General features: G+C 70.3%; 21 protein-coding genes. 3 read left to right on the top strand and 18 right to left on the bottom strand.

Annotated elements, in window-relative coordinates; translation table 11 throughout:
• The first annotated feature begins 11 nt into the window (after positions 1 to 11).
• A complete protein-coding gene (locus tag ACZ7M2_RS27895) occupies positions 12 to 842 on the top strand; it encodes a M55 family metallopeptidase (protein ID WP_471597604.1) in 831 nt (276 codons plus the stop codon).
• Positions 843 to 918: 76 nt separating this feature from the next.
• Here ACZ7M2_RS27895 and ACZ7M2_RS27890 read toward each other — a convergent pair whose 3' ends face one another.
• Positions 919 to 1,878: an alpha/beta hydrolase family protein gene (locus ACZ7M2_RS27890; protein WP_471597603.1), complete on the bottom strand. Its 960-nt coding sequence runs from the start codon at positions 1,876 to 1,878 to the stop codon at positions 919 to 921.
• Positions 1,879 to 2,255: 377 nt separating this feature from the next.
• Between ACZ7M2_RS27890 and ACZ7M2_RS27885 the strand changes: the two genes are divergently transcribed.
• Positions 2,256 to 2,588, top strand: a complete 333-nt coding sequence (locus ACZ7M2_RS27885) for an alpha/beta hydrolase fold domain-containing protein (protein WP_471597602.1) — start codon at positions 2,256 to 2,258, stop codon at positions 2,586 to 2,588.
• A 135-nt stretch (positions 2,589 to 2,723) separates the two neighbouring features.
• Here ACZ7M2_RS27885 and ACZ7M2_RS27880 read toward each other — a convergent pair whose 3' ends face one another.
• The 5 genes from ACZ7M2_RS27880 to ACZ7M2_RS27860 all read right to left on the bottom strand — a co-directional run bounded on the left by ACZ7M2_RS27880 (position 2,724) and on the right by ACZ7M2_RS27860 (position 9,306).
• Positions 2,724 to 3,803, bottom strand: a complete 1,080-nt coding sequence (locus ACZ7M2_RS27880; RefSeq protein ID WP_471597601.1) for an Ldh family oxidoreductase — start codon at positions 3,801 to 3,803, stop codon at positions 2,724 to 2,726.
• 20 nt (positions 3,804 to 3,823) lie between these two features.
• Positions 3,824 to 5,557, bottom strand: a complete 1,734-nt coding sequence (locus ACZ7M2_RS27875; protein ID WP_471597600.1) for a thiamine pyrophosphate-dependent enzyme — start codon at positions 5,555 to 5,557, stop codon at positions 3,824 to 3,826.
• A 13-nt stretch (positions 5,558 to 5,570) separates the two neighbouring features.
• On the bottom strand, positions 5,571 to 6,431 hold the full coding sequence (locus ACZ7M2_RS27870; protein WP_097226881.1) for an amidohydrolase family protein: 861 nt from the start codon (positions 6,429 to 6,431) through the stop codon (positions 5,571 to 5,573).
• A 187-nt stretch (positions 6,432 to 6,618) separates the two neighbouring features.
• The gene (gene lhgO / locus ACZ7M2_RS27865; RefSeq protein ID WP_471597599.1) at positions 6,619 to 7,827 is read right to left on the bottom strand and encodes an L-2-hydroxyglutarate oxidase; all 1,209 of its coding nucleotides are present in this window, start codon (positions 7,825 to 7,827) and stop codon (positions 6,619 to 6,621) included.
• A gap of 30 nt (positions 7,828 to 7,857) precedes the next feature.
• Positions 7,858 to 9,306, bottom strand: a complete 1,449-nt coding sequence (locus tag ACZ7M2_RS27860; RefSeq protein ID WP_471597598.1) for an aldehyde dehydrogenase family protein — start codon at positions 9,304 to 9,306, stop codon at positions 7,858 to 7,860.
• Positions 9,307 to 9,541: 235 nt separating this feature from the next.
• Between ACZ7M2_RS27860 and ACZ7M2_RS27855 the strand changes: the two genes are divergently transcribed.
• Positions 9,542 to 9,829: a putative quinol monooxygenase gene (locus tag ACZ7M2_RS27855; protein WP_471597597.1), complete on the top strand. Its 288-nt coding sequence runs from the start codon at positions 9,542 to 9,544 to the stop codon at positions 9,827 to 9,829.
• Between the two features lie 48 nt (positions 9,830 to 9,877).
• Here the strand turns inward: ACZ7M2_RS27855 and ACZ7M2_RS27850 are convergent, their stop codons facing one another.
• From ACZ7M2_RS27850 to ACZ7M2_RS27795, 12 genes are all read right to left on the bottom strand, one after another.
• Complete coding sequence (locus ACZ7M2_RS27850; RefSeq protein WP_471597596.1) at positions 9,878 to 10,918, bottom strand: uroporphyrinogen decarboxylase/cobalamine-independent methonine synthase family protein; 1,041 nt, start codon at positions 10,916 to 10,918, stop codon at positions 9,878 to 9,880.
• A 3-nt stretch (positions 10,919 to 10,921) separates the two neighbouring features.
• Positions 10,922 to 11,419, bottom strand: a complete 498-nt coding sequence (locus ACZ7M2_RS27845) for a GlcG/HbpS family heme-binding protein (protein ID WP_471597595.1) — start codon at positions 11,417 to 11,419, stop codon at positions 10,922 to 10,924.
• Positions 11,416 to 12,219: an alpha/beta fold hydrolase gene (locus ACZ7M2_RS27840; RefSeq protein ID WP_471597594.1), complete on the bottom strand. Its 804-nt coding sequence runs from the start codon at positions 12,217 to 12,219 to the stop codon at positions 11,416 to 11,418. Before ACZ7M2_RS27840 ends, ACZ7M2_RS27845 begins: the two co-directional genes overlap by 4 nt.
• Before the next feature lie 26 nt (positions 12,220 to 12,245).
• Entirely contained in the window at positions 12,246 to 12,617 is a 372-nt protein-coding gene (locus ACZ7M2_RS27835) for a VOC family protein (protein ID WP_471597593.1), read from the bottom strand.
• On the bottom strand, positions 12,614 to 13,384 hold the full coding sequence (locus tag ACZ7M2_RS27830; protein WP_471597592.1) for a fumarylacetoacetate hydrolase family protein: 771 nt from the start codon (positions 13,382 to 13,384) through the stop codon (positions 12,614 to 12,616). The genes ACZ7M2_RS27835 and ACZ7M2_RS27830 overlap by 4 nt, the downstream gene beginning before the upstream one ends.
• A 5-nt stretch (positions 13,385 to 13,389) precedes the next feature.
• Positions 13,390 to 14,838, bottom strand: a complete 1,449-nt coding sequence (locus ACZ7M2_RS27825) for an NAD-dependent succinate-semialdehyde dehydrogenase (protein ID WP_471597591.1) — start codon at positions 14,836 to 14,838, stop codon at positions 13,390 to 13,392.
• A gap of 90 nt (positions 14,839 to 14,928) precedes the next feature.
• On the bottom strand, positions 14,929 to 15,849 hold the full coding sequence (locus tag ACZ7M2_RS27820) for a VOC family protein (protein ID WP_471597590.1): 921 nt from the start codon (positions 15,847 to 15,849) through the stop codon (positions 14,929 to 14,931).
• Between the two features lie 96 nt (positions 15,850 to 15,945).
• Positions 15,946 to 16,857 carry a LysR family transcriptional regulator gene (locus tag ACZ7M2_RS27815; protein ID WP_471597589.1) on the bottom strand — a complete coding sequence of 304 codons (912 nt, stop codon included), beginning with the start codon at positions 16,855 to 16,857 and terminating at the stop codon, positions 15,946 to 15,948.
• A 182-nt stretch (positions 16,858 to 17,039) separates the two neighbouring features.
• Positions 17,040 to 17,987 carry a sugar ABC transporter substrate-binding protein gene (locus ACZ7M2_RS27810; RefSeq protein WP_471597588.1) on the bottom strand — a complete coding sequence of 316 codons (948 nt, stop codon included), beginning with the start codon at positions 17,985 to 17,987 and terminating at the stop codon, positions 17,040 to 17,042.
• 44 nt (positions 17,988 to 18,031) lie between these two features.
• Positions 18,032 to 19,045, bottom strand: coding sequence for an ABC transporter permease (locus tag ACZ7M2_RS27805; protein WP_471597587.1), 1,014 nt, complete (start codon positions 19,043 to 19,045; stop codon positions 18,032 to 18,034).
• Complete coding sequence (locus ACZ7M2_RS27800; protein WP_471597586.1) at positions 19,042 to 20,538, bottom strand: sugar ABC transporter ATP-binding protein; 1,497 nt, start codon at positions 20,536 to 20,538, stop codon at positions 19,042 to 19,044. The genes ACZ7M2_RS27805 and ACZ7M2_RS27800 overlap by 4 nt, the downstream gene beginning before the upstream one ends.
• Positions 20,535 to 21,098, bottom strand: coding sequence for a carboxymuconolactone decarboxylase family protein (locus tag ACZ7M2_RS27795; protein ID WP_352047247.1), 564 nt, complete (start codon positions 21,096 to 21,098; stop codon positions 20,535 to 20,537). Before ACZ7M2_RS27795 ends, ACZ7M2_RS27800 begins: the two co-directional genes overlap by 4 nt.
• Between the last annotated feature and the right edge of the window lie 44 nt (positions 21,099 to 21,142).

The raw sequence follows: 21,142 nt of genomic DNA, 5'->3' as shown, positions 1-21,142 counted from the left end.
GAGTGTGCGCAGTGCGGATCTACATCAGCGCGGACATGGAGGGCGTCACGGGGCTCGTCGACGCCGACGATGTGCAGCCCGGCGGCCGGGACTACGAGCGTGGACGGTTGATGATGGCGGAGGACGTCAACGCCGCGATCCGGGGTGCCCTCGCAGCCGGCGCCACCGACATCACTGTCAACGATGCTCACGGACCGATGCGCAACATCCTTCCGGAAGCCCTGCACCCGGCGGCCCGCCTCATCCGCGGCAAGCCCAAGCACATGTTCATGCTCGAAGGTCTCGCGCCCGAGCACGATGCCATGGTCTGCGTCGGCTATCACTCGCGGGCCGGCGCGCTCGGGGTGCTGAGCCACAGCTTCATGGGCCACGAGATCGAAGACATGTGGCTGGACGGCCGGCCGGTGGGCGAGATCGGCCTGGCCCACGCCACCGCGGAGGCCATCGGCGTTCCGGTGGCGGTCCTCACCGGTGACGACTGCGCCTGCGCGGAGATGGCCGAATGGGACGCCTCTGTCACCACCGTGGCCGTGAAGAACGCGCGGGACAGATTCGCGGCGGATCTGCGACCTGCCGAGGAAGCACGTGCCGCGATCGAGGAGGCGGTCGCCGCCAGTCTGTCGGCGCGACGACCGGCCACGGTGGTCCCATCGGGCCCGTCCACGCTCACCGTCCGCTGGCAGTCGGCTTCAGTGGCCTCCACCCTCCTGGGAATTCCAGGGGTCACCTCGCCGGACACGCGGACCGTCCAGGCGCAGGGCACTCTGCCCAGCCTCTACCGGCTCTTCGGAGTGTGGATGCGAGTAGCGGCCTCCCTCACCAACCAGCCCCCGTACTGCTGACCCTTGGTGGCCGCCCGGGACCGCCTTGCACCCTTTACCTGGATGACTCGGATCACTTGGACTGCTTGTATTCGGCTTACTTGGATTCGACTCGTCCGAGCGGGTCTGCGTCGGCCGCCAGCGCGTCACGCGCCGCCTGCCAAGCGGAATCCCCGGGGTGGAGCGCCGTGTGGAGGTAGGCCCAGGTGAGCCGCTGGACCGCGGACACGCGCCCGGGGTTCTCGTCCGTGGTCTCGGCGACGTCGTATCCGGAGACCCCACCGAGCCCGTGCTCCGCGTCGAACAGGGTGAGCAGGGACTTGGGGCCCGGGGAGAGGAAGTACGGATCGGTGTGCCAGTCCGGGCCGCGAACCGTCAGGTGGGTGGAGGCGTCCTTGTCGCCGGCGACCACAAGTGCGGGTGTCGTCATCTCGGAGAAGTCCGTGGTCGAGAAGAACGAATAGTTCTCGGCCACGAACTCGGTGACGGCATCGCCGCCCCTGCCGGGCGCGGCAAGCAGTACACCCGCCTTGATCCGGGGCTCGGCCAGGTTCACTTCCGTTCCGTCGTCCGGATCGGTGAGCCGGGCGCCGAGCAGCAGGCTTGCGGTGTGCCCGCCCATCGAGTGCCCGGCCACGGCCACCTTGTCGTGGTCCAGGCGTCCGAGGAGCTGCGGCACGGCGGCCTCGATCACGTCGAATTGGTCGAGGATGCGCGTCATGTCCTCGGCCCGCGAGCGCCAGTGCAGAGGCCCTCCGGGGGTGGCGGGATCCAGGCTCAGCGTCCTCGAGCTCAGGTGGGTGGGCTGGATCACGACGAAGCCGTGCGCCGCCCAGAAGTTGGCGAGGGGGGCGTAGCCGTTCAGCGAGGAGAGGTGGTTCGAGTAACCCTGGCCGTGCGAGAGGAGGATGACCGGCAGGTCGCTCCCGGTCACGGGCGCGGAGACGCGCACCTCCAGATCCACGGCCCGGCCGGGGGCCGGCAGTACTACGGGACTGACCGAGAGCACTGGAGTGGGCGGAACGAAGGTGTGGGCCGGGTACGTCGATTCACTCATGATGCGTATGTCCCTTCCATGACCTCTGCTGCCGGTCCCATTCGGCTGACTGCGGGTGAGGCGGTCAGGCCCCGTCAGGGGCGTCCGGCATCGGCTCCGCATCAAACGGAGCGTCGTTCCGATTAAGATACGGAGCGACGTTCCGCTTTGTCAACGGCCGCCGGCGGGAGAGCGGGGTGCGCGTCGGCGCGTGGCCGGTCCGGCGAGTTCCGAATCCCTTTCTCGGCCGGTCGCCCCGTTGGCGGATTCGTCGCCCCTGCACCCGACGAGGCGTGTTGAATGGCGTGGCTGAAGGTCCGTCACCCAACTGTTCACAGGGGATCTGGACGCTGCCGGAAATCTTGGTCGGGCTTGCCGCTTCGGGGGGAACGACGGTCGTGACGGCGGCCGGCACCGACAGCTCGTACGTCCCCGACCCGCGCGTGCGCGCCGACCCGCTGGTGTCCCCCGCGGGCGCGGCCGACACCGCCGACCTCAAGGGCATCGCCCCGGCTCTGGTCGTCACGGCGCAGTACGACCTTTTCAAGGCGGAAGCCGTGCGCTACGCCGAGCGTCTTCAGCGGGCGGGCGCCCTCGTCGAGCATCACGACGTGCTCGGGGTCGATCATGGGTACGACGGCAAGGACGACAAGAAGGACCTGGAGACCTACGCTGTGATCGCCCGTCATGTGCGGCGGGCCGTCAACCCCGAGGTCCGCGAGGCTGGTTGAGCGGCGCCGCACGCCGGGATGAGCCAGTCGGGCCGGAGGCGGTTGAGCGGGTGGCCCGGGACGGACGAGGCGCCCGCCGCACGTCGGACGCCCCGACCACCCGCTCCTCCATCCCCCTCTCCATGGAGGTGACTGTCAGCCCTGCGAGCGGGCCTCGGGTGGCGCGATGCCCAACTTGTCAGCGCTCTGCGTCAGTTCACGCCACACCTTCGCCGTCACGGGTACCCCCTTCTCGGCGCGCCGCACACTCAGGGCGGCACTGCGCTCACCGGGGTAGAACACCCCTTCGGCGCCGTCCGCCGCGGGCAGGCTCTTGAGCGTGCCCAGGGTGGCGTCGACAGCCGCGGTGAAGGTGTCCGCGTCGCCGAAGGCCGCCGGGTCGATGGCGATGATCAGGGCGTTCTGGCGGTGCCCCCGGCCCTGGGGATCGTCCGAGTGGAAGGCGGCGAAGATCGGCGCTCCGACGAGCACGCTGGTCAGCAGTTCGAACGCCAGCGACATGCCGGACCCCTTGGCGCCGCCCAGCGGCAGCGGCATGACCGCCTTCTCCGGGTCGGTGGTGGGGGTGCCGTCCGCCGTGGCGGCGGCCCCCTCCGGCAGCGGGGTGCCGCTCGCCCTGGCCTGGCGGATCTTCCCCAGCGCGATCGTGGCGGTGGCCATGTCCAGCAGGAGCGGCGCGTGGCTCGCGGCGGGTACGGCGATGGCGAGCGGGCTGGTGGCCACGGCCGCGCCCTTGACCCCGGTGTAGCCCATGTTGGGCATCCCGGCGACGAAGGCGAGCCCGACCAGGCCCTGTTCGGCGATCTTCGACACGTAGTAGCCGATGGCGCCGGTGTGGACGGTCCGGCGCACCCCCACGGCCGCGACACCCCCCGCCCGGGCCCGGGTCACCGCCTCCTCGGCGGCCGCGGTGAGGGCCACCGGGCCGGGCGCGCGATCGGCGTCGAGGACGGCGACCGCCGTCGTGCTGGACTCGAACGTCATCTCGGGCCGGGCGTTGGCCACCCCCTTGGCGAGCAGCTCAAGATAGGCGGGGACCCGCGCGGCGCCGTGGGAGTCGACGCCGCGCAGCGCGGCCCAGACGAACACGTCGGCGGTGGTGCGGGCGTGCTCGGCGCCGAGCCCGCCCTTCTCCAGGAGGGCGGCGGCGAAGGCGCGCAGGCCGTCGGCGGGGACAAGGACCGTGCCCGGCTTGGGCGTTGGGGTGTCGGTCATGGTGGCGGGGGCCTCCTGGGTCAGCGGGTGACGAGAACGTCGACGACGGCGGTGGTGCCCTCCACCACGGCCTTGAGCGCGCGCTCCAGGGCGGGGGCGAGCGCGTCCGGCGCGTCGACGGTCTCGGTGTGCATGCTGAACGGCTCGGCGAACTGGGCGAGTCGAGGCAGCCGGTGCAGGTCGGTACCGAGCCACTCGCCGGTCTCGGCGGCCGCGCCCTCGGGGTAGAACCTGCGGTGGTTGAGGTTCATCGACTTGTAGACGCGGTTGTTGAACACCACGATCAGCAGCGGCAGGTCGTACGTCTTGGCGGCGTCGTACGACGGGATGACGGGGTTGTACGCGAAGGCTCCGTCGCCGATGGTGAGGACCACGGGCCTTTCCCTGGCGGCGAGTTTGACGCCGAGGGCCACCGCGATGCCCTGGCCGAGTCCGCCCTGCACATAGAAGTACGAGTCGGGGCCGGAGGTCCGCACATGGCGTTTCACGACGCGGCTGTGTGTGATCGTCTCGTCGACGACGATCGCGTCCCTCCCGTCGAGCAGCCCCCGCAGGGTCGCGGCCACGAGCACCGGGTCGATACCCTCGGCCCCTGCCGCCTTGGCCTCGGCCGCGACGATCGCGGCCTGCTCGTCGGCGTGTCGCTCCTCCTGCGCGGCGCGCCGCGCGGTGACGGCGGTCACGGCCACCTCGTCGGCGTGGACAGCCTTCGCCCGCTTGGTGAGCTGGCGCAGGGTGTTGGCGACGTTGCCCTCCAGGTACCGCTCGGCGAAGAGGACTTGGTAGACGACGTGCGGGCGCTGCGGCACCTCGTCGATGACGACGATCCGCGCCTTCGACGGGCGGCGCGAGGGCGGGTAGAAGGGCGCACGGCAGTTGACGAGGAGGATGAGGTCGGCCTCGTCCATCCATGGGCCGATGTCGCTGCCGGCGTGCAGCGGGTGGGTGCGCGGGAAGTTGCCGCACACGGCCGAGTCGGGCTCGACGACCGGGATGTTCCACGCTTCGGCGAAGGCGAGGAGTGCCTCGAAGCCGCCCGCCTCACGGCCCGCAGTCTCGGTGACGATCACGGGGCTGTCCGCCTCGCGGATCAGCTGGGCGACGAGGTCGGCCTCTTCGGGTGAGCTGTGCGTGGAACCCGGCGGGACCACGGGCACGGCCTCACGGCCGTCCCACTCCTCCAGCAGGATCTCGAGGGGGATGTTGAGGTAGGCCGGGCCCGCCGGGGCCCGCCAGGACAGTTCCGCCGCCCGCGTGATCATCGTGGGCAGGGTGTGGACGCTCGCCGCCTCGTTGGCCCACTTGGTGAAGGGCTGGGCCACGCCGTGCGGGCCGCCCACGACGGACAGGTTGCGGTACCACTGGCCGCCCGGGTCCTGACCGGGGCCGTCGCCGTACGTGGTCGACTCCGAGGAGGCGACCACCATCGGGACGCCGGCGAGGAGCGCGCCGTGGACGGCCATGGAGCCCTGCAGCAGGCCGGGCGCCGCGTGCAGCAGTACGCCCTGCGGCCGGCGTTCGATCAGTCCGTAGCCGGTGGCCATGCCGACGGCGACGGTCTCGTGGGTCAGGTCGAGGTAGCGCGGGCACGGAAGTCCGTCACGGTGGCGGCGGGCGAGGGACTCCCACACCGGGGCCCATTCGGACCCCGAGGAGCAGAAGAGGTAGTCGGCGCCGACGGCGTTGAAGGCGGCCACGAAGGCATCGCCGCCGTCACCTCCGGCGGCGTCCGGTGAGTTTCGGGTGTCCGTCATCTCGTGTGCTTCCTCAGCCCTCGATCGGCCAGTTCAGGACCTCGGAGATACCCCGGCCCATGATCCACTCAAGCTCCTCGGGGGTGAAGTCCCAGTGCTTGGTGAACTGTTCGATGGTGTCGGTGTAGGTGATGCCGTGGCCGAGCAGCCGGGTGATGTCGGTGCCGTAGAAGCAGCGCTGCGGGCCCATCCTGTCCACCATCTCGCGCACGTACTTCTCGATGTTCTTGTTCGGGAAGGGCTGCGTCGAGTAGCCCGGCAGCGCGGAGACCTTGACGTAGATGTTGGGGTGCTCGGCGAGGTCCGCGGTCTCCTGGACCCAGTAGCCGATGGCGTCGTCCACGCAGCGGGCCATGATGCCCATGTGGTCGATGATGATCTTCAGCCCGGGGTGCTTGGCGGCGATCTGGCCGAGTTCACGCTTCCAGATCGGGGCGTGGACCATGGTGGGGATGGAGAGTTCCTCGGCGATCGGCCAGTACCAGTCGTTGGTCCCGTCGATCATCCAGTTGCGGTCCTGGGGGCGGTGGAAGGTGAGCCGGGTGCCCTTGATGTACGGGTTCTGCGCGAACTCCTTCAGCAGGGCGGTGCCCTCGACCGGGTCGTCCTGCGGGACGCGGGCCATGATGCCGAAGCGGTCGGGGTGCGCCTCGCAGGCCTCGAGCGCGTAGTCGATGCGGTTTCCCTCCCACGACGGAGGCAGGATCAGCGCCCGGTTGACGCCGGCCTCGTCCATCAGCTCGAGGGCCTCCTCGTAGGAGAAGGGGTCCTCGCGGTGGCCGTTGAGACGGATGCGCTCACGCGCGCCCGGGACCCAGGGACGGTCCGGGGTCTCTTCCTTCCAGATGTGGATCTGCGTGTCGACAACGAACATGTCCTCAGCTCTTTCTCTCGAAGGGGAAGTGCTTCCCCCGAAGGGCCTCGATGGGCCTCGATGGGGCCTCGAAGGGAAGGGGGTGGCGGGGTGGTGTGGAAGGAACGCTAGGCGGGTGGTGGGGCCTTGCCGAGTCCCCGGGGCGCAAGCACTACTTGCGCGAAAGTCCCCCGTACGCAGGGCATTCTCAGATTGCGGAAGCGTCGCCGAGCACGGCGTCCACGATGTGCTCTGCGATCGCCATGGAGGCCGTGGCGGCCGGGGAGGGAGCGTTGCGGACGGCGGTGATCCGGCCCACCTGGTGGATGCGGAAGTCGTCCACGAGCGTGCCGTCCGGGTCCAGGGCCTGGGCGCGTACGCCGGCCCCGCCGCGGACGACGTCCGAGACGCCGACGCCGGGGACGTACAGCTGGGCGTCCTTCATGAACGCCGCCCTGGACAGTGAGCCGCGGTACTCCCTGATGCCGGTCCTCCAGTGCCGGGCGGCCATCCGCCAGGAGCCGGGGTAGGCCGCGAGTCCCGCGAGGTCCTTCGGTGAGACCCTGCCGAGCGTGTAGCCCTCCCTGGCCAGGGCCAGGACGGCGTTCGGACCGACCTCGACGGAGCCGTCGACGCGGGGAGTGAAGTGCACGCCCAGGAAGGGGTAACGCGGGTCCGGGACCGGGTAGATCAGCCCGCGCACCAGGTCCGTCCGCTCCGGCTTGAGCAGCATGTACTCGCCACGGAACGGGACGATCCTCGGCTCCTTCTTGTCCTGGGCGAGGCGGGCGACGGAGTCCGAGTGGAGGCCCGCGCAGAGGATCAGCCGGTCGACGCGGACACGCTCCTGCCCGGAGGCCACCTCGATGCCGCCCGGCACGCCGGTGATCGAGGTGACCGGGAATCCGAGCCGTACCTCGCCGCCCGAGGCCTCGATGTCCTTGGCGAACTCCCTGGCGATCGCCGGGTAGTCGGTGATCGCGGTGCGCGGGGAGTGCAGGGCCGCGATGCCCCCGGCGTGGGGCTCCAGCTCCCTGATCTCCTCCTTGGAGACCTTCCTCAGCTCCGGCACATGGTTGTTCCTGGCTCGTTCGTAGAGGTTCTCCATCCGGCCCAGCTCGTCCTCGCGCACCGCCATGACGAGCTTGCCGATCTCCGCGTACGGCAGGCCCCGGTCCTGGCAGTACTCGCGCAGGACGGACACGCCCCGCACGCACAGGTCCGCCTTGAGGCTGCCCGGCGCGTAGTAGATGCCGGCGTGTACGACGCCCGAGTTGTGCCCGGTCTGGTGGACGGCGACCGCCCGCTCCTTCTCCAGCACCACGACCCGGGTGCCGGGGCTGCGCACGGCGATCTCACGCCCCGTGGCCAGGCCCACGATGCCGGCGCCTACGATGCCGATCGTCTCGTCAGCCATCGGCTTCCCTCCTGATTCCCGCCGAGGCCGTCAGGCACCGAAGTGGACGGCGACCGTCTTGACCCGGGTGTAGAAGCGCAGGGCCTCCTCGCCCTGCTCCTTGAACGGCGACCCGGAGTCGCGGAAGCCGCCGAAGGGGTGGTGGACATCCCAGCCCGAGGTGGTGGTGTTCACCGCGATCTGGCCGCACTCGGCCTCGTCGGCGAAACGGTACGCGGCGCCCAGGTTCCGGGTGAACACGGCGGCGGCGAGGCCGAAGACGGAGTCGTTGACGGCTTCGACCGCCTCCTCGAAGGAGTCCACCGGGAGCAGGGCGACGACGGGCCCGAACACCTCCTCGCGCCAGATGTCCAGCTGCGGGGTCATGTCTCCCAGCACGGTGGGATTGACGTAGCACCCGTGGCTCAGTGCTTCGTCCCGCGGCTGGTCGCCGCCGACGAGGACCGTCGCGCCCTGCTTGACCGCGCGTTCGATGTCGGACAGGACGCCGTCGCGCTGACGGGCGCTCACCAGCGGGCCCATCGTGGTGCCCTCGGCGAGGCCCGGACCGACGCGCAGCGCGGTCGCCTCGGCGAGCAGCAGCGCGGTGAACTCCTCGTACACGGGTCGCTCGACGATCACCCGGCTGGTGGCGGTGCAGCGCTGCCCGGCCTGGGCGAAGCCCGCGGCGGCGACTGCTTCGGCGGCGGCGGTGAGGTCGGCGTCAGCGAGCACGACGGTCGCGTTCTTGCCGCCGAGTTCCCCCTGGAAGCGGACGTTGCTGCTGGCGAGCCGGCCGCGCAGGGCCTCGCCGACCTCGTTGCTGCCGGTGAAGGTGAGCGCGGCCAGGCGCGGGTCGGAGATCAGCGCGCCGGAGATCTCCGCGCCGCGCCCCGTGACCACGTTGAGGACACCGGCGGGCAGACCCGCGTCGTGGAGGGCGCGGGCGAAGTGCAGAGCCGCCTGCGGGGTGTCGGTGGCCGGTTTGAGGAGGGCCGCGTTGCCCGCCGCGAGGCAGGGCGCCAGTTTGCGGGCCGGGGTGATCAGCGGGTCGTTCCACGGGGTGATCGCGAGGACGACGCCGAGCGGCTCGCGCTGGTGATGGGTACGGGTGTCCGGGCGGACGTCGTGCACGAGGGTGCCGTACCCCTGCCGGGCGAGACCCGCGTAGTACTCCAGGAAGTCCGCGGCCTTGATCGTCTCGCCGGTCGCCTCGGCCCGCGTCTTGCCCATCTCGGTCGCCAGGTCCGCGGCGATCTCCGCGAGGCGCTCGCGCAGCAGCCGGCCGGCGTCGGTCATGATCCGGGCGCGCTCGAAGGGGCTGGTGCGCTTCCAGACGGCGAAGCCCCGCTCGGCGTGGTCGTAGGCGCGGGTGACGTCGGCGGCGCTCAGCGCGGGGACGCGGGCGACGGGGGTCCGCACATCGGAGGGGTCGTGGACGTCGATCCACTCACCGGTCGTCACCCACTCTCCGCCGGAGAGGGTTTCCAGGGTTCGCATGGAGATCACTTCCTTCGTCCGCCGCGGTGCGGGGTCCGCGGTCTGCACAGGGAGCGGCCGCAGGGGGCCGGATGCGAGAACACACCATGTCGGGGCGGTGCCACCAGACCCGCGCAGGCAGTCATTGCTTGCGCCGCGCGCGGGTCGGCGGGCGACTGATCCGTGCTGGAATCTGCAGGCCGGACGGCGTGTACGACGTCGCCGGGAGCCGGAATCCCGCTAAGGAGAAACAGACATGGCCTACGCAGTAGTCGCCCACTACCGCTGCGAGCCCGCCGACGAGGGCACCGTGCGCGCCGCGTTGTTGAAGGTGCGCGAGGACACCCGTGCCGAGCCGGCGAACCTGGCGTACGAGGTGCACGCCGAGGTGGACCGGCCGGGCGGTTTCGTGCTGTACGAGCAGTACGCGGACCGCGCCGGCTTCGACGCGCACAAGGTCGCCGACCACTTCACCGAGCTGATCGTGGAGACGGTGTGGCCGCTGCTGACCGAGCGCACGGTGACCTTCGCCGAGGTTCTCTGAAGGCCTGCCGGGAAGCGCGGGCGCGCTTCCCGGCACCCGGGCCGCAGGTCAGAACTCGTTGCCCCAGCAGTAGCGGGCGACGGTCTCCACCAGGACCAGCTTGCGGCGCTGGTTCTCGGCGCTCAGCAGCGGACGGGTCGCCGTGTCGGCGAAGCCGCGGGACGGCGATACGGCCATGTCCTCCAGGTCCTTGACCTCGGCGGCGGCGTCGATGCGGGCCATCACCGTGTCGATGTCCTCGAGTGCGGACACGGTCGCGTCCACCACACCCAGGCACGCGTCGCGGTCCTCCGGCAGGGCCTTGAGCAGGTCGAGTTCGGCGTCGGTGCCCTTGTCGTACGGCAGGATCCAGCGGTCGGCCGGGATCCCGCCGTACAGGCGCTCGGTCCTGGCCCGGTCCACCGCGGCGGGTGCCTCCCAGCCGGGGCAGACGCCGATCCTGACGCCCTCCGGGCGCTCTTCCCGTCGTAGCGCCAGGGCGTCGACGGCCAGCACGTCCTCGAAGGACAGCGCGCCGGGGGCGGCCGGGTCGGTGGCGACGTGGCCCATCAGGAGCGGGTTGTTGAGCTGGACGAGCCGGACGCCCCGGGAGACCAGCAGTGCGATCTCCGCCTGGATGATCTCCGCGAGGGCCTCTCCGAGTTCACGGGCCGAGGAGGGCCCGCCCGATGCGGCGAGTTCGGGTGCGAAGGTGGTGGCGGCCAGATAGGCCGGGGAGGGCAGCGAGGCCTTGGGGGCGATCTCTGTCAGCCCGGTGAGCCGCCCGGCCCAGTCGGCGAGCAGCGGACCGTTCGCCTTGGGCAGCGTTTCCGCCACCCAGCGCGGCAGTCCGTCGGAGGTTTCCGTGTCCGTGCGACGAAAGCCGGAGACGGCGTCGAAGACCGCACTGCGGAAGTCCTCCCGGGGGAAGTCCCCGTCGGTGACGACCGTGGTACGCAGCTTGCGCTGGAAGACCACCGCCTCCTCGACCGCCTCGAGTTCCGCCTTCGACACGATCTCGGGGTCGCCCTCGGCCCGCGCGGTCAGGAGGGTGCCGGGGCGGACCAGGCTGCCGTGGTGGTCGATGCGGTAGTTGAACGTGTCCGCCATGGCTCAGGCCCCCTTCTCGGTCTGCTCGGTCTTCCCGGCGTCCGGAGCCGGCCGGCCCGCGACACCCCAGGCGGCGAACTCCAGCTCGTAGCCGAGGGATTCGAGGACGTCGTCGGCGACCTGCTGGTCCTCGTCCGCGGTGCCGCCGGCGATACCGAGGCCGCCGATGATCTCGCCGTCCTTCTTGAGGGTGACGCTGCCCTCGGTCGCCATGATCGGCAGGGCCGCGCCGGGCAGCTGGGAGAGCTGCGAGAAGAACACCGGCTGGCTCTCCTGCCACTTCTTCAGCATCTTGCCGGGCCGCTGCATCACGGCCGCGGTGTACGCCTTGGCGCGGGCGATGTCCGGGGTGAGCGGGCGCGCACCGTCCGAGCGGCGGACGCTGACGACGAAGCCTCCCGCGTCCACCACGGCGACGCTCACCGCCTTCCCGAGCGACTGGGCGCGCTTCAGGGCGGCGTCGACGATCTCTTCGGCGGCATCGAGGGTGAGGCTGCTCATACGGCTTCCTTCTGTGCGGTGAGGGTGCGGCGCAGCTGGGCGACGGCCACGTTGTACTGCTCGGGCGCCTCCCAGTACATGGAGTGCGGGGCGTCCGGGACGATCTCCAGATGTGAGCCGGGCAGCAGTTCGTGGGCGCGGGTCACGGTCTTCACGCTGAGTACCGCGTCCTTCTCCGCGGCCAGGAACGCGACCTTGACGCCCGCATTCTGGATCTCCTCCAGCGAGGGGCCGTTGGTGTCGAGGTTGCGCAGGTCGGCCATCGTGGCGACGTTGAAGGTGCCCATCTGCTGGAAGAGGAAGGTGAGGTCGGGTCGCTCCTGCTGGAACCGCCGGGTGAGCAGGCGGTCGATGACGGGGAGCTTGACGGCCTCGGCGCGGTCGGCGGCGGCGAGTTCCTTCAGCTCGGGGTGGCTGATGCCGCCCAGGGAGTGGCCGAGGACCACGGAGGCGACCCGTTCGGGACGGAGCAGTCCGGCGCGCAGGGCGGCGACGGAGCCGATGGACTGGCCGACGAGCATGACGTCGGTCAGGTCCTCCTGGTCGAGTACGGCGACGACGTCGCCGGGGAAGTCCTGTCCGTCGAACTCGGGCTTCGAGGAGTGCGGACGGGCCGGGGCGTCGGACTTGCCGAAGCCGCGCAGGTCCATGGTGACGACCGTGAACTCCTCGCGCAATGCGGCCACTTGCTGCCACCAGGCGGCATGGTGGCCGCCGCTGCCGTGCACGAACAGGATCGCCGGACCGCTGCCGTGGCGCTCGTAGTAGAGGGAGGTGCCGTCGGAGTCGGCGATGGGCATGTCAGTGAACTCCTAGCCTCACGAGGTCAGTTGAGACGCTTGCCGTGGAAGACCAGCTCGATCATGGTGTGGTCGGGGTCGTGGATGTAGCAGAACTTCGACTGGTTCTCGGGCCGCTCGATCGGGCGGGTGTGCCGGATACCGAGCGCCTTCAGATGGGTGAGGAACTCGTCCCAGTCGTCGACCTCGACGGCGAAGTGATAGGGCGCCATGCGCTCCATCTCCTCGACCGGGGTGAAGTGCAGATCGAAGGTGCCGCGGGTCATCAGCACCACGCGGGTGTTCGATTTGGGCGTGATCCGCTTCATCCCGAAGACTTTCGTGTACCAGTCGGCGGTACGGTCGGGATCGGTGGTGGGGAAGTTGACGTGGTGGATGTAGCGGGGTGCGGTGCTCATGACGGATTCCCTTCGCTGAGTACGGGGTTGGACAGGACACCGATGCCGCTGATCTCGATGTCCACGGTGTCCCCGGGCTCCAGTTGGCAGGTGGACTCGGCGCCCATCCACAGCACGTCTCCCGGCCGCAGGGTGCTGTGCCGGGTGATCTCAACGATGTGGTCGAAGGGGTCGAAGACCATGTCGCCGGTCGCGAACGACGCCCGGACCTCCTCGTTGACGCGGAGCGTGGTCGTCTGTGCCAGGGCGTCGACGTCGGTGTCGATCCATGGGCCCATGGGCTTGAACGTGTCGCTGTTCTTGCTGCGCCAGAACGTGCGGTCCTGGTGCTGCCAGGTGCGGGCGCTGACGTCGTTGCCGATGGTCCAGCCGAAAACGGCTTCCTGGGCCTCCTGGTACGTGGCGTGCCGCAGCGTTCGGCCGATGACCGCGACGAGTTCGGGCTCTGCCTCGAACCGGCCCTCGACGCCGGCCGGCTTGACGATGGGCGAACCGTGCCCGGTGAGCGCGTTGTTGGCGCGGTAGCCGACCTCGGGACGGGTGGGGACCTCGGCGCGGGCGTGCTCGATGTGCCGCGGGTAGTTCATGCCGACCGCGTAGAACACGGGCGGGACGACGACGGGCAGCCAGTGCGCGGTGGCGAGCGGCACGGTGCCGATGACGGCCGGGTCGCCTTCCAGGGGGGAAGCGCACAGCAGCTCGATGTCCTCCTCCCCCACCCGGCCCCACACCGCCCGTCCGCCGACCGAGACGCGGGTGTATCGCATGACGTTCAGCCCGCCAGCAGATGGGAGACGCGCTTGGTGATCAGGTAGGCGTCCAGGGCCTCGGGCCCGCCCTCCCTGCCGTACCCGCTCTCCTTGACGCCGCCGGAGGGGGCCTCGCTGACGGAGCCGCCGCAGTGGTTGACGGAGAGGATGCCGGCCTCCAGTTCACGCACCAGGTGCTCGGCGGTGGCGGCGGACTCGGTGAAGCCGTAGGCGGCGAGGCCGTACGGCAGCGCGTTCGCGGTCGTGAGCGCCTCGTCGAGGTCGCCGAAGGGGGCGATCGGCGCGAGGGGTCCGAACGGTTCCTCGTGCAGGAGGTCCGCATCCGCCGGTACGTCGGTCAGGACGGTCGGCGCGAAGAAGTACCCGGCGCGGTCGAGGCGTTCGCCGCCGGTGCGGACGGTCGCTCCCCGGCTGACGGCATCGGCGGTCAGGCGCTGAGCGGCCAGGAGCCGGCGCTCGTTGGCGAGTGGCCCCATGGTGGTGCCCTCGGCCAGGCCGTCGCCGACGACGACCGCTTCGGCGGCCTTCACGAACTCCGCGGTGAAGTCCTCGACGAGGCTCTCGTGGACCAGGAACCGGCTCGGCGAGGTGCACACCTGTCCGGCGTTGGCGAACTTCGCCTGGGCGGCGCGGCGCGCGGCCCTGGCCGGGTCGGCGTCCGCGCACACGATCACCGGGGCGTGGCCGCCCAGCTCCATCAGGGAGGGCTTCATGACCTCGCCGGCCGCGGTGGCGAGCAGCTTGCCCACGGGGACCGAGCCGGTGAAGGCGATCAGACGGGTGACCGGGGAGGCGATGAGGTGCGCGGAGACCTCGGCGGGTTCGCCGAAGACGAGGTTGAGCGCACCGGCCGGCAGGCCCGCGTCCACGAAGCAGCCGACGAGGGCGGCGGCGGTGGCGGGTGTCTCCTCCGAGGCCTTGATGATGAGGGAGCAGCCCGCGGAGAGCGCGGAGGAGATCTTCCGCATCGGGCCGCCCGCCGGGAAGTTCCAGGGGACGAACGCGGCCACGGGACCGATGGGTTCACGTCGTACGGACAGCAGGGTGCCGGGGGCCGAGGGAATGATGCGACCGTAGGCGCGGCGGGCGTCGTCGGCGTGCCAGCGCAGGGTGTCCGCGACGCGGCGGGCCTCCCCGGTGGCTTCGGCGAGGGGCTTGCCCTGCTCCAGGGTCATGATCCGGCCGACGTCGGCGCTGCGCTCGGTGAGCAGGTCGGCGGCGGCGTGCAGGAGGGCGGTGCGTCGTGCGACGGGTGTGTCGCGCCAGGCCCTGAAGCCCTCGGCGGCGCCGGCCAGGGCGCGGTCCAGGTCGTCGGTGGTGGCGAGCGGTACTTCTCCGATCACCTCCTCGGTGGCGGGGTTCACGATCGGGGCAGTCCGTCCGGTGCCGCCCTGGCACCACTCGCCCGCTATGTACATGCGGACGGCGGGGTAGCCGTGGTCGGAGGTCATGAGTGGGTGCCCTCTCAGGCTGGCGAGCGAAGCGAATGGGGGGTGCCTCCGCCCAAGGCGCGGGTTTCCCCGGCCGAAGGCGGCGCAGGGTCAGGAGGCGGGGGCGTCCTGCTGGTCGTGGTTGGTGCGCAGCGCCCAGATGTGGTGGGGCGGGGTGCTCTCGTGGACCCGGGTCTCGTACCGGTCGTCGACGCGGTCCATGTCGGCGGCGTACTCGACCCGTCCGCCGCAGGGTGCGTGCACGAACCGGAAGACATTCGAACCGACGGTGTGGCGGCCGAGTCTGCGGGCCTCGCGCCAGCCGTGGTCGATCATGTAGTTGCCGCCCTCGATGACGTCGTCGAAGCCGGGCACCTCGTAGGCGATGTGGTTGACGCCGGCCCTGTCGGGGCGGTGGCACAGCAGCATGGTGTGCTGGTCCTGGTCGCCCGGGGCCTGCATGAAGACGCCCATGGGTTTCACCACGTCGGTGGGCCGGAAGCCGAGCCGTTCCACGTAGAACGCGACGGCCTCCTCGCGGCCGTCCTTGAGGATGTTGAGGGCCACATGGCACATCCGCAAAGGGTGGACGCGGGTGATCGGCTCCAGGGCGGTGTTCCAGCGGCCGACGCTGCCCAGGGCGTTGGCGGGCCGGGGGGTGAGGGGCGCGGGCTTGGGCCGGGCCAGGGTCAGACCGACTCCGAAACCGGTCTCGTCCACGGTGTGGAACACTCCGGCGGCGTCCTCCCGGACCGTCCGGTCCCGGCCGACGGCCGCGACGAGCCGCTTCAGCTCCTTCGCCGTGTCGACGCCCCACACCACCTCGCGCAGGGTGGGACCCGCTTCCACCGGCGGCGGCAGCATCGGCCCGGGGGCGGTGTCGAGGTGGAGGGTCTGCCCGGTGAGCGTCTCGAACACCGCGTACTCGTCGGTCCGTTCCACCAGGAACAGTCCGAAGTCGCCGAAGAAACGGGCGCATTCATCGAGGTCGTCGATGCCGTAGGTGACCGATTCGATTCTCTGGATTCCCATGGTCTCCTCGTTTCACGGGTCGCCTGATGAGCGTAGATTTCGGGTGGCGGCGTCTCAACGCTCGGGGCCGACGGACTGTGCAATCGTTTCTTGCGGTTACGGCCGGATCGCCGGAATGGGATTCTGCGAGAACCAGTCCGTCAGGAATGCGAGAAAGACGCTGATCTTGCGCGGGGTGTCCTGCCCGGGTCCGTAGATCGCGTACAGCGGCCGGTCGGGCACCGCGAGTTCGGGCAGCAGGACCTGCAGAGCGCCGGAGACCAGGTCGTCGTAGGCGGGTCGCTGCGGGAGCAGGGCGAGACCGCGCCCGTGCACGGCCGCTTTCTGCAGGGCGATGTAGGAGTTGGACGAGAACGCGATGTTGCGGATCTTGTGCAGGGTGGACGCGTGTCCGTGGCCGATGCGCCAGACCGGGTCGTTGACGTGCACGAGGCAGTCGTGGTGCGCGAGGCCGTTCGGTTCGGTCAGTGGCCCGTTACGGTTCAGGTATTCCTTGGCGGCGCACAGCACGAACGGGAGCGAGGCGATCTTCTTGAGGCGGACGCTGGAGTCCCGGAGGTCGCGGGTGTGAAATGCCACGTCGAATCCGCCGTCCAGGAAATCGTAGGTCCGGTCGGACATGCCGCCGAGTTCGAACCGCACCTGGATTTTCGGGTGTGCGGCGGAAAAGGCGGCGATGGCGTCCCCGAGGTCGAGGCTGCCTATCCATTTGGGACAGATGATGCTGAGCGTCCCTTCGGCGCGGTCGTGGAGCTGGGCGATGCCGGCGTCCTCGGCCTCGATCTCCTCCAGGATGCGCGCGGCGAACTCCGCGTAGCGCTGCCCGGGTTCGGTGAGGCTCACCGAACGGGCCGTGCGGTTGACCAGGCGGACCCCCACCTGCCGTTCCAGCTCGGCGACGTGCCGTGACACCAGCGAGCCCGAGGAGCCCAGCTTCTTCGCGGCTCCGCTGAAACTGCCGGATTGCGCGACGGTGACGAAGCTGTGCATGAGGAGCAAGCGATCCATGTTTCCTCCGGAGGCCCACGACTGCCAGGGGTGGGCCCCGGCGGCGGTGCCGGTCGTACGGGTGTGTGGGCGTACCGCGCTGGAATGTCCTCATGGCGGCTGTGTCGGACATTCCGGCGACGCGGTGGACGGGCGGCTCAGGACGCCTTCGCGGCAGACACCGCTACGCGGTGCGGGTTCGGTTACTTGGGGCAGTACTGGGGTGCCTTGCTCAGGTTGTCCTTGGTGACCAAGAGAAGAGGAATGTTGGCAATCTTGTCAACCTTCTTCTTGTCCAGGAGTCCGATCGCGTTCTTGGCCGCGGTCTGGCCGATCGTCATCGCCGAGTTGGCCACGGTGGCGGAGAAGCGGCCGTCCTTGACGGCGGCCAGGCCCTCGTCGGTGCCGTTGGTGGTCACGATCTTGACGTCCTTGGCGCCGGCCGCGTCGAACGCCTTGCGTGCCGCGAGGCCCATCTCCTCGTTGGCGACGAAGGCGTAGGCGAGGTCCGGGTGGGCCTGGATCATGTTCTCGGCGACGTCCTGCGCCTTGGCCGCGTTGAACATCCCCGGCTGGTTCGCGACCACCTTGGCGTTGCCGGGCAGCGCCTTGGTGAAACCGCCCACCAGCAGATCGGAGGCGGCACCGGGCGCACCCGCGATGACACCGACCTGTACGTCCTTGCCGCCCGCGTCCTTGGCGACCCAGCCGGCGTCCAGGGCCCCGACCTTGCCCAGGTCGACGACCGCCGCGCCGAGGATGTCGTTCACGTCGCTGGTGGCGACGGACGTCAGGTAGATCGGAATGTTGGAGGCCTTGGCCTTGGCTATGTCGCCCTTGAGCGCGTCGACGTTGACGGTCTGCACGATGAGCGCGCTGACATTCCGGGAGATCATGTCCTCGATATTGGACAGCTCGGTGCCGGAATTCTGGTGGGAGTTGGCCGTGTAGACCTTCGCACCTTCCGACTTCGCCGTCTGTTCCAGGGCTTTCTGCAGACAGGTGTGGAATTCGGTGTCGGCGCCGTTGACGAATCCGAGGGACACGGAGCCGGACCCACTGCCGGTGTCCTTACCGCAGCCGCTCAGCACCAGGGTGGTGCCGGCGACGGCGGCGAGCATCGCTCGGCGGGAGCGGGCGGAGAGTCTCATGGTCGTACGCCTTTCATGACGGGCGGTGGAGAGAAGACGGGGGGTCAGTGCCGCGCGGAGCGGGCCTTGTGGAGCTCGTTGGCGATGGCCGCGACGAGGAGCACGCCGCCCACGGAGACCTGCTGGAAGTAGCTGGAGACCTGCACGAGGTTGAGGGCGTTGGCCACCACGCCGAGCAGCAGGACCCCGAGCGCTGTTCCCACGACGGTTCCGTGACCGCCGGCGAGTGAGGTGCCGCCGATCACCACAGCGGCGACGGCGGTGAGTTGCAGGGTGAGGCCGCCGGTGCCGGGGCTGCTGGCACCCAGCCGGGACAGCAGCATCACGCCCGCGAGACCCGAAAGGGCGCCGGTGACGGCGTACAACGTGAGCTTGCGCGCGGTGACGTTGATGCCGCTGAGCCGGGCGACGTGCTCGTTGCCGCCGATGGCGAAGGCGTCCCGCCCGAACACGGTGAACCGCATGACCAGGGCGGTCGCCAGCAGCACGAGGACCGCGACGATCAGCAGGTACGGCACCCCGAGGACCTTGTCGTTGCCCAGGGAGAACATCCTGGTGCCGATGGAGACGCTGAGGCCGCCCTGGACCAGGAGCGCGACGCCGTCGAGCAGGGTGGCCGTCGCCAGGGTCGCGACGAAGGGGGCCACGTTGGTGAACGTCACCACCATCCCGTTTACCAGCCCGATAACCGTGGCCAGCAGCACCGCGGCGATCACGGTGAACGCGGTGGAGTGGCCGTGGGAGAGCAACTGCGCACCGACGGCGGTGGTGACGGACACGTTGCTGCCCATGGAGAAGTCCATGCCGCCCGCGGTCATCAGCAGGGTGAGGCCGGCGGCGATCACCGCGGTGACGCTCACCTGACGGAGCACGTTGATCAGGTTCGTGGTGGTGGCGAACGAGTCGGTCCGCAGCGCGGTGGCGACCACCACGACGATCAGGACCGCGATCAGGCCGGTGTGCGGCGCACGGCGCAGGGCGCCGAAGGTGAACCGGGGCCGGGGCTCCTCGGGCGGGTCGCTGACGCCCGGCGCGTCGGCGAGTGTCTTGACGCTCACTGCGGTTGACCTCCGAGAGCGGTGGCGACGAGTTCGTCGTGGGTGATGGCGGTGATGTCGTGTTCGGCGACCGCGCGGCCGGCGCTGACGACCACGACGCGGTCGGCCAGCCGCATGACCTCCTCGGCGGAGGAGGAGGCGAGCAGTACGGCCGCGCCCCGCGAGGCGAGGTCGTCGACGAGGGTGTGGATGTCGGCCATGGCCGCGATGTCCACGCCGTTGGTGGGGTCCTCCAGGAAGCAGGCGACCGGCTCGGTCTGCAGCCATTTGGCCAGCAGCACCTTCTGCTGATTGCCTCCGGACAGCGCGCTCACCGGCGGGTTCCCGGCGAGGGAGACCACTCCGTAGCTCTTGCGCAGCGGGGCCGCGCGGCGGGTGAGCGCGCCGCGCCGGTGGACGCGGCGGCGTGCGAAGCGGTCGTCGGCCAGCATCAGGTTCTCGTCCAGGGAGAGTTCGGGGACCAGGCCCAGCGCCCTGCGGTCTCCGGTGACGCACCGCAGGCCGCTGGCGAGCGAGGCGCGGACCCTGCCGAGGGGCACGGGGGCGCCGTCGACGAGCACGGTGCCGAGGTCGGGGCGGCGGCGGCCGGACAGCACGTCGAAGAGGCGTGACTGCGCGTCCCCGGCCGGTCCCAGCACCGCGACGATCTCGCCCTTGCGTACCTCGACGGTGAAGTCCCGGATGGTCCGGCCGTCGCTCAGACCGTGCACCGCGAGGCCGATGTCGTCCTTGGGGGCGGCGCGTTCGACGCGCCGGGAGACCACGTCCCGGCCGACCATGCTGCGCACGAGCCCCGCCGGATCGAGGTCGTCGGCCGGCGCGCTGCGTACGACGTCGCCGTCCCGCAGGACCGTGAGGCGGTCGGCGACGGCCATGACCTCGTCGATGTAGTGCGAGATGTAGACGACGGCGACGCCGTCGTCGCGCAGGGTGCGCACCAGGTCCCTGATCTGGTGCGCCGCCTCCGCGCTCAGGCAGGCGGTCGGCTCGTCGAGGATCAGGATCCGGCCGCCGCGGCGGACCTCCCGCGCCACCTCGACCATGGTCTGTTCGGCGACGGTGAGCGAACGCGCGGTGCGCTCCACGTCGATGTCGATGCCGAGGCCGGACAGCGCCTTCCTCGCCTCGGAGTCGACGGCTTTCCAGTGGACCCTGCCGCGCCGGGTGGGCAGGTCGCCCAGCATGACGTTCTCGGCCACGGTCAGACCCATCGCCAGTTCGCGGCGCTGGGGAACCGACGCGATGCCGAGCCGTCGGGCCCTGCGCACGGTCAGTCCGGAGTACGTGGCCCCGTTGACCTGGATGGTGCCGCCGTCGGGCTGGTGCGCACCGGAGAGGATCTGCACCAGCGTCGACTTGCCCGCTCCGTTCATGCCCATCAGAGCGTGCACTTCGCCGGGGTACAGATCGAGGTCCACACCCTTGAGCGCGGCCGCCCCGCCGAAGCTCTTGGTGACGCCCCGTACGCGCACCACGGCCGGGAGGGCCGTCACGGCCGTGGTCCGTCCCCGTCGGGGACGACACGCTCGTAGCCGCGGATGTCGGGAAAGGGGGGCTCACGATCGGCCTGGAGGTCCACCTGGAAGGTGTTCAGGCACATGCCCAGCATGGTGAAGTTGCCGAGCGCGCCGATGGTGTCGACCAGGCCCTTGGGACCGAAGTGTTCGAGTGCGCGGGCGAAGGTCTCGTCGGACACGAAGTGGTTCTCGAGGACCTCGCGGCAGAACCGGTAGAAGGCCTGGTCCGCCTCGTCGTCGAAGACCGCCTCGCGCTTCTCGGCAACGGCCTTGACGGCGGCCTCCGGGATGCCGGCCTCGATGGCCTGGTGCACATGCGCGTTCCAGGAGTACTGCGCGTCCCAGTTCCGGGCGGCCATCAGCAGGGTGAGCTCCCGCAGATGCCTGGGGAGGTCGCAGTCGAAGCGGGCGAAGGCACCGAGGGATTCGGCGCGTTCGCACATCTCCGGGCTGTGCAGCCAGACACGGAAGGGGCCACGGACGGCGCCGCGCCGGCCGGCGATGCGGGCGGCCAGTTCCTGCTGGCGGGGATTCATTTCCTCATCGGTGAGAACGGGGAGCCTCATGGGGCCGATACCTG

This window comes from Streptomyces sp. NPDC111507 (assembly GCF_055638955.1).
Note: the sequence above shows the minus strand (reverse complement) of the source record. Positions and strands in the feature narration are given on the sequence as shown.

Excerpts from the sequence above, each read along its gene's own strand:
- ACZ7M2_RS27890 (WP_471597603.1), bottom strand. The coding sequence starts at position 1,878 with ATGAGTGAATCGACGTACCCGGCCCACACCTTCGTTCCGCCCACTCCA.
- ACZ7M2_RS27880 (WP_471597601.1), bottom strand. The coding sequence starts at position 3,803 with ATGACCGACACCCCAACGCCCAAGCCGGGCACGGTCCTTGTCCCCGCC.
- ACZ7M2_RS27875 (WP_471597600.1), bottom strand. The coding sequence starts at position 5,557 with ATGACGGACACCCGAAACTCACCGGACGCCGCCGGAGGTGACGGCGGC.
- ACZ7M2_RS27870 (WP_097226881.1), bottom strand. The coding sequence starts at position 6,431 with ATGTTCGTTGTCGACACGCAGATCCACATCTGGAAGGAAGAGACCCCG.
- lhgO (WP_471597599.1), bottom strand. The coding sequence starts at position 7,827 with ATGGCTGACGAGACGATCGGCATCGTAGGCGCCGGCATCGTGGGCCTG.
- ACZ7M2_RS27860 (WP_471597598.1), bottom strand. The coding sequence starts at position 9,306 with ATGCGAACCCTGGAAACCCTCTCCGGCGGAGAGTGGGTGACGACCGGT.
- ACZ7M2_RS27855 (WP_471597597.1), top strand. The coding sequence starts at position 9,542 with ATGGCCTACGCAGTAGTCGCCCACTACCGCTGCGAGCCCGCCGACGAG.
- ACZ7M2_RS27850 (WP_471597596.1), bottom strand. The coding sequence starts at position 10,918 with ATGGCGGACACGTTCAACTACCGCATCGACCACCACGGCAGCCTGGTC.
- ACZ7M2_RS27845 (WP_471597595.1), bottom strand. The coding sequence starts at position 11,419 with ATGAGCAGCCTCACCCTCGATGCCGCCGAAGAGATCGTCGACGCCGCC.
- ACZ7M2_RS27840 (WP_471597594.1), bottom strand. The coding sequence starts at position 12,219 with ATGCCCATCGCCGACTCCGACGGCACCTCCCTCTACTACGAGCGCCAC.
- ACZ7M2_RS27835 (WP_471597593.1), bottom strand. The coding sequence starts at position 12,617 with ATGAGCACCGCACCCCGCTACATCCACCACGTCAACTTCCCCACCACC.
- ACZ7M2_RS27830 (WP_471597592.1), bottom strand. The coding sequence starts at position 13,384 with ATGCGATACACCCGCGTCTCGGTCGGCGGACGGGCGGTGTGGGGCCGG.
- ACZ7M2_RS27825 (WP_471597591.1), bottom strand. The coding sequence starts at position 14,838 with ATGACCTCCGACCACGGCTACCCCGCCGTCCGCATGTACATAGCGGGC.
- ACZ7M2_RS27820 (WP_471597590.1), bottom strand. The coding sequence starts at position 15,849 with ATGGGAATCCAGAGAATCGAATCGGTCACCTACGGCATCGACGACCTC.
- ACZ7M2_RS27815 (WP_471597589.1), bottom strand. The coding sequence starts at position 16,857 with ATGGATCGCTTGCTCCTCATGCACAGCTTCGTCACCGTCGCGCAATCC.
- ACZ7M2_RS27810 (WP_471597588.1), bottom strand. The coding sequence starts at position 17,987 with ATGAGACTCTCCGCCCGCTCCCGCCGAGCGATGCTCGCCGCCGTCGCC.
- ACZ7M2_RS27795 (WP_352047247.1), bottom strand. The coding sequence starts at position 21,098 with ATGAATCCCCGCCAGCAGGAACTGGCCGCCCGCATCGCCGGCCGGCGC.